The sequence below is a fragment of the Sphingomonas sp. CCH9-E2 genome, assembly GCF_001557215.1.
Taxonomy (GTDB): domain Bacteria; phylum Pseudomonadota; class Alphaproteobacteria; order Sphingomonadales; family Sphingomonadaceae; genus Sphingomonas.
Window position 1 is genome coordinate 1 of sequence record NZ_LSJM01000073.1, and the last position, 6,027, is coordinate 6,027.

6 protein-coding genes and 1 pseudogene are annotated in these 6,027 nt (G+C 63.4%); 5 read left to right on the top strand and 2 right to left on the bottom strand.

Going from position 1 to position 6,027, the window contains the following annotated elements:
• The first annotated feature begins 51 nt into the window (after positions 1-51).
• From AX681_RS04135 to AX681_RS04155, 5 genes are all read left to right on the top strand, one after another.
• Positions 52-2,058 (top strand): copper resistance system multicopper oxidase, encoded by a 2,007-nt coding sequence (locus AX681_RS04135; RefSeq protein WP_030541566.1) that lies wholly within the window; start codon positions 52-54, stop codon positions 2,056-2,058.
• A complete protein-coding gene (locus tag AX681_RS04140; protein WP_007407010.1) occupies positions 2,048-3,361 on the top strand; it encodes a copper resistance protein B in 1,314 nt (437 codons plus the stop codon). The genes AX681_RS04135 and AX681_RS04140 overlap by 11 nt, the downstream gene beginning before the upstream one ends.
• 47 nt (positions 3,362-3,408) lie before the next feature.
• Positions 3,409-3,792 (top strand): DUF305 domain-containing protein, encoded by a 384-nt coding sequence (locus AX681_RS04145; RefSeq protein WP_030541567.1) that lies wholly within the window; start codon positions 3,409-3,411, stop codon positions 3,790-3,792.
• Positions 3,793-3,853: 61 nt separating this feature from the next.
• Positions 3,854-4,303 carry a DUF411 domain-containing protein gene (locus AX681_RS04150; RefSeq protein ID WP_046407136.1) on the top strand — a complete coding sequence of 150 codons (450 nt, stop codon included), beginning with the start codon at positions 3,854-3,856 and terminating at the stop codon, positions 4,301-4,303.
• Between the two features lie 367 nt (positions 4,304-4,670).
• Complete coding sequence (locus AX681_RS04155; RefSeq protein ID WP_082102658.1) at positions 4,671-5,207, top strand: DUF2231 domain-containing protein; 537 nt, start codon at positions 4,671-4,673, stop codon at positions 5,205-5,207.
• A 179-nt stretch (positions 5,208-5,386) separates the two neighbouring features.
• Here AX681_RS04155 and AX681_RS22775 read toward each other — a convergent pair.
• Positions 5,387-5,512, bottom strand: a pseudogene (locus tag AX681_RS22775) (DUF305 domain-containing protein); the annotation flags it as partial.
• A gap of 24 nt (positions 5,513-5,536) precedes the next feature.
• Positions 5,537-6,027: FAD-dependent oxidoreductase (locus AX681_RS04160; RefSeq protein WP_197422047.1), on the bottom strand; the 491-nt coding region annotated here is incomplete at its 5' end.

Consider the following 6,027-nt stretch of genomic DNA (forward strand, 5'->3'; position numbering starts at 1 on the left):
CCCCCCCCCCCGCCGCCGGCCGCAAGCATTGAACTGGAGCGAAGGAAAGGCATGAGCCGCAATCTAAACCGGCGCGACGTAATGCGCGGAACCGCCATGCTTGGCGGCACGCTGGCCATGTCGGCCTACCTGCCGGCTTGGGCGCAACCTGTGTCGCGCGGCATCGCCAGGCCCCTGCCGACCGTGTCGGGCACAAACATCGCGCTGACGATCGACAGGATGAAGCTCGTCATGGACGGGATCACGACGCCGGCAATCGGCGTCAACGGCACCGTGCCCGCACCGCTCGTCCGCCTCCAGGAGGGCCAGAACGTCCGTCTCGCAGTGACCAACAATCTCGACGAGGATAGCTCGATTCACTGGCACGGGCTCATTCTGCCGTTCCAAATGGACGGCGTGCCCGGCATCAGCTTCCCTGGCATCAAGGCGCGTTCGACCTTCGTATACGAATTCCCGATCTTGCAGTCGGGCACCTACTGGTATCACAGCCATTCGGGCGAACAGGAGCAGGCAGGGCTCTACGGACCCATCGTGATTGATCCGGCCGGTGCCGACCCGATCGCGTTCGACCGCGAGCATGTGATCGTCCTCTCCGACCATAGCGAAATGACGGGCGAGGAAATTTTCCGCAAGCTCAAGCAGATGGGCGGCGCCTATTTCAACTATCAGCGCCCGACGCTGAGCGGGCTGCTCGCCGGCCGCGAGATGCGCCTCAAGGATCGGATGGAATGGGGCAAGATGCGCATGGACCCGGCCGATATTGCGGATGTTACGGGGTCGACCTACACCTTCCTCGTCAATGGCTTTGGCCCTTACGACAACTGGACGGGCCTCTTCCGACCGGGCGAGCGGGTTCGGCTGCGCATCGTCAATGCTGCGGCGCAAACCAACTTCAACGTGCGCATCCCTGACTTGCCGATGACGGTGGTGCAGGCCGACGGCCAGAACGTCCGGCCGGTAACCGTGGACGAATTCCAGATCGGCGTCGCGGAAACCTTCGACGTGATCGTGACGCCCGAGGACCGCGCCTACAGCTTCGTTTCCGAGGCGATCGACCGATCCGGCATGGGGCGCGCGACACTGGCCCCGCGCGAGGGCATGATCGCCCCGGTCCCGCCGCTCCGCCCGCGCACGTTGCTGACCATGACCGACATGGGCATGGACATGAGCGGGATGGAGGGGATGTCCGGTATGGCGGACGAGAACCCGGTCGCAAAGCGCGGGCCGGATCCCACGTTGATGCAGAATGCCTCGCGCAACCTGTGGAAGCTCACCGGGTGGAAAGAGCCCACCGATCACGGAACGAAGGCGGTAGGCGCTGCGATGGCCGGCATGGCTGGGATGGGGGGCGACCAGATGAGCGGCGCTATGCCAGGGATGGACCATAGCCAAATGGCGGCGGGCGCTGCCGGGATGGCGGGCATGGACCATGGTCAGATGAGCAGCGGCGGCATGGCCGGGATGGATCATGGGTCAGGCGGCAGCATGGACATGAACATGCGCAACCCCAAGAACGCGCCCGGCGTCAAGATGGGGCCGGGAGTGCAGACCATCTCGCCGATGCCGAAGGACCGCACGGGCGAGCCGCCGCAGGGGCTGGAGGACGCGGATCATCGCGTGCTCACTTATCGCGATCTTGTCGCGCTCGACCGCAACCCGGACGTTCGCGCCCCGTCGCGTCAGTTGGAGATCCACCTGACGGGCAATATGGAGCGCTACATGTGGGGCTTTGACGGCCAGAAGATGAGCGACCCTGCCGACCCCATCCCGTTCCGCAAGGACGAGCGCGCGCGCGTCACCCTGGTCAATGACACGATGATGCCGCACCCAATTCATTTGCACGGCCACTTCTTCGAGCTGGTGACCGGACATGGCGACTTCGCGCCTCGCAAGCACACGGTGAATGTGGCGCCCGGCGGTAAGATGACATTCGACGTAACGGCCGATGCGCCCGGCGACTGGGCGTTCCACTGCCACAATCTTTATCACATGACCGCGGGGATGATGCGTGTCGTGACGGTTCGCCCGATGGGCGAGGAGAACCGCGATGCAGCCTAAGTTCCTCTTGATCGCTGGCGGCGCGGCACTTGGCCTCGCAAGTCCGGTGGCCGCGCAGATGGACCATTCCAATATGCCGGGCATGAAGATGCCGCCGTCAAATACGCCAGCGGTGAAAAAGCCGGCCGCTAAAAAGCCGGCCGCCAAGAAGCCCGCAGCGACCAAGCCCGTCGCGCGCAAAGCGTCCCCAAAGCCCGCCGCTAGATCGACACCGCCCGCGAAAACGGGATCGGGGGCCAAGCCCGCTGCGAATCAGCCCGCCAAGCCTCCGGCCCCTGCAACGATCGTTGCCGATCCTCACGCCGGTCATGACATGACGACCATGCCGGGCATGAATACGCCTGGAGCCAACCCCAACCCCAATACCGCGCACGACATGTCGGCCATGCCAAGTGCCTCCGGCGGTGCCGCCTCCGGCCAGCCAAGCACCAGGCAAGGCATGGACCATGGATCGATGCCGGGAATGGGCCAGAGTTCGGGCGCGATGCAAGGCATGCCGGGACACGACATGGGAAGCATGCCCTCAGGCACGGGCGCGGCGATGATCGGCACCAACCTGCAGGCCGGCACCGCTCCGCCGCCCCCCATTCCGACGGATCGTGCCGCGGACCAGGTCTACTCTGCCGCTGCCATGGCGCATTCGCAGCAGCATCTGCGGTCGATGCACGGCGGGCAGAATTTCTCGCAGGTCATATTCAACCTGGCTGAAGTCCAGATCCGGGATGGTCGCGATGCTTATCGTTGGGATGGCAGCGCCTGGTACGGTGGCGACGTTAATCGTCTGGTTCTTAAAACCGAGGGCGAAGGGAACTTTGGGAGAAGCTTGGAAAGGGCGGAGCTGCAGGCGCTCTACGCACGGGCAATCGGACCCTATACCGATTTTCAGGCAGGGATCCGGTACGACTTCAAGCCTAATCCCTCGCGTGTTTACGCGACAGTCGGTTTTGAGAGCCTGGCTCCGGGTTTCTTCGATGTCGAGGGCGCACTGTTCTTGTCTAGCAAGGGAGACGTGCTGGGCCGCGTTGAAGGCTATTACGATCAGCGCATCACCCAGCGGCTGATTCTCCAGCCTCGTGTCGAAGCTGAGTTTGCGGCGCAGGACGTTCCGGCAGACCGGATCGGTTCGGGCTTGTCGGATATCGAGCTTGGCTTGCGGCTGCGCTACGAGGTGAAGCGAGAGTTCGCCCCCTATATAGGTGTTTCGTACGAGCGCAGAGTGGGCCGTTCTGCTCGTTTTGCACGCGAGGATGGCGAGGATGCGATATCCACCAGCCTCGTTCTGGGCATTCGCACATGGTTTTGAGGCCGACTAGTCTTGTCGGGTTGGCTGAGGTCAAGAAGGAGAAGTCGATGTTCAAGACAGTAACACTTCTGGCTCTGGCCGCGACGTCGGCGAGCCCCGCTTTGGCTCAGCAGCAGATGCAGGGCATGGACCATTCGAAAATGCAAGGCATGAACCACGACAACATGCCTGGCATGAACACGCCTTTCATGCCCGCCGAAATGGCGATGCACGAAAAGATGATGAAGGCCAAGGGCGCTAATGCGAGCGAGACGTGGGTCCGCAAGATGATCGAGCATCACCGCGGTGCGATCGCCATGTCGCAGATCGTTCTCCGGGAGTCGCCCGATGCGAAGACCCGGCAAATGGCCCAGAAATCGATTGCCGAGCAGAACAAGAGCATCGGTGAACTCCAGGCGATGCTCCGGTCGATGGGCAAGCGTCCTCAGTAATAAGCCTCGTTCCTCCCGCCCCCAGCGAGGAGACGGGAGGAACGACCAAGGAGATTTTTCCATGAAGTCAGCGTTGCGATTTGCGCTTACTGCCGCAGCCTTGTTGGTTCCGGTTGCCGCCAGCGCGGCTACCCCGATCGTTATGCACCGCGACCCCGGCTGCGGCTGTTGCGCCAAGTGGGCGGCGCAGGTGCAGCAGCAGCTCGGCCGTCAGGTGCGCGTCGTCGATGATCCCAACCGCCCGGCGCTGCAGAAGCGCGCGGGCGTTCCCGCGGACGTCTCGTCCTGCCACACCGCAATCGCCGATGGCATCGCTTTCGAGGGCCACGTGCCGATCGCCGACATGAAGCGGGCTCTTTCGACCCGGCCCAAGGGCGTGCGAGGCCTCGCGGTCGGCGGCATGCCGTTCGGCTCGCCAGGAATGGAAGTGCCGGGCGTCAAGGCGCAAGCCTATGACGTGGTCGCCTTTGGTCCCAGCGGCCGCCGCCTGTTCGCCCGCCACGGCAGCTGATCGGCCGATGTTTTTTGGCGGAGTGGCATGACGCGGTCGCCGCAGCCAGCGTAGCTGTGGCGTCCAGTCCGTCTTGAAGAGCAGACGGAAAGTTTCACAAAGGAAGCTGGGCAGGTGAGGGAAGAAGGCGCGGCGTGCGTAAACTGGATTGAAACAACACGGTTCAAGGGGTTGGGTGATGGGCGGTAAACGAGGCGGGGCTTTCGCTCTACTCCTTGCGGTTGCAATCTCAGTAAGCACGTCGGCATCGGCGCACGAAGATCACGATGCGCTCGGGGCCGGTCCCGGGCCGGCCGCTAGCAGCGCAGCCGAGACGCAGAAAGCAGATGGGGCGGACGCTGGCGACGGCCACATGGGCATGGGCTCTATGTCGACCGTGGACATGAACATGGGCGGCCGCGACATCGCCGGCGACGACATGGACATGGGCGGCATGCACGAGGAGACCGCCAACAAGAACAAGACTTTCGGCGAACGGCTTGTGAGCTGGCTGGGGCGGGTGCATACCATGGTCATTCATTTTCCCATCGCCCTGTTCATCGGTGCGTTCGGGGTGGAGCTGTTCGGGTTGTGGCGCCGCAACCGGGATTATCAGCATGTCGCACACATAATGCTGGTCGTCGGCGCGCTGGGAGCGATCGTGGCGGCGTTCCTGGGCTGGTTCGCAGGCGGGTTCTACCTGACCGACCGCAACCCTATCCTGATGACGCATCGCTGGCTCGGGACATCGATCGCGGTCTTCGGCGTCGTGCTGGCTTGGATGGCAGCCCGCCACCGCAAGGGTCCCGAGCGGTCGCGGTCGTTGTATTGGGTGGTGCTTGGCCTGATGACGCTCGCGATCTCAATTCAGGGGTTCCTCGGCGGAACCTTCATGCATGGCGGAATAAACCACTTGGCGTTCTGAGGGGCCCGACGCTTAGTAGCCGCTCGCGTGTTGGCGCGGTTCGAAGGAGAATGCGGCAGCGCCGACCTTCGTGCCGTAGGATGCCGCCAGCGATCCCGGCTCCGCTCGGGCGTGTCGAGGAACCCCGACCCTGATAATAGCACACTGTCTCGATGCACTCGCGCGCGAGCCACGGGATCGTGGTACGGGATCATCGAACGGAGAAAGGCCGTGTCGCCGATCGTCGTGTGGATACGAATAAGCGCGAAGCAGCCGAAGAAGATGACAAGCGAGCCGGCGATCAGCGCTTTGTTGGCGGTGTTCGCTCGTCGCACCGCCAATGGCTCCCGCTACGTCGGCGGTACGCTCCGAGCAGAATACAGCCCGGCGAGGGCGGATGACAATCCACTGTCGCGGTCGCGCAACAGGTTATGAATTGCGGTCGCAGCGATCGCCGCTTGTCCGGCTGCGACGCTGATCTGATCGAGCCCTTCCACGACGTCGCCGACTGCGTAGAGACCCTTAACCGAGGTTTGTTGGTGGGCATTGGTTAGCACGCACCCGGATTCGCTGAGCTGTGCTCCGAGCAAAGAGGCAAGCCGCGTCCGAGGTGATGAGCCGAGTGCGGGGTAAAGCGTGTCGAATTGTAGCTCCAAGCCATTGGCCAGCCTCACCTCGACACACTCGCCAAGACGCAACTGCCCGACAGGCGAGGGGGCGACATCAATGCCCTGCTGGTCCAGCTTGGCAAGTTCGGTCGGCCCAAGATCGAGCGAGCGTTCGGCCAGAAGCGTGACCTTGGCCCCATAAGCCCTCAGGAATTCGGCTTCTTCAGCACCAT

Coding starts and splice junctions, on each gene's coding strand:
- AX681_RS04135 (WP_030541566.1), top strand. CDS start 52: ATGAGCCGCAATCTAAACCGGCGCGACGTAATGCGCGGAACCGCCATG.
- AX681_RS04140 (WP_007407010.1), top strand. CDS start 2,048: ATGCAGCCTAAGTTCCTCTTGATCGCTGGCGGCGCGGCACTTGGCCTC.
- AX681_RS04145 (WP_030541567.1), top strand. CDS start 3,409: ATGTTCAAGACAGTAACACTTCTGGCTCTGGCCGCGACGTCGGCGAGC.
- AX681_RS04150 (WP_046407136.1), top strand. CDS start 3,854: ATGAAGTCAGCGTTGCGATTTGCGCTTACTGCCGCAGCCTTGTTGGTT.
- AX681_RS04155 (WP_082102658.1), top strand. CDS start 4,671: ATGTCGACCGTGGACATGAACATGGGCGGCCGCGACATCGCCGGCGAC.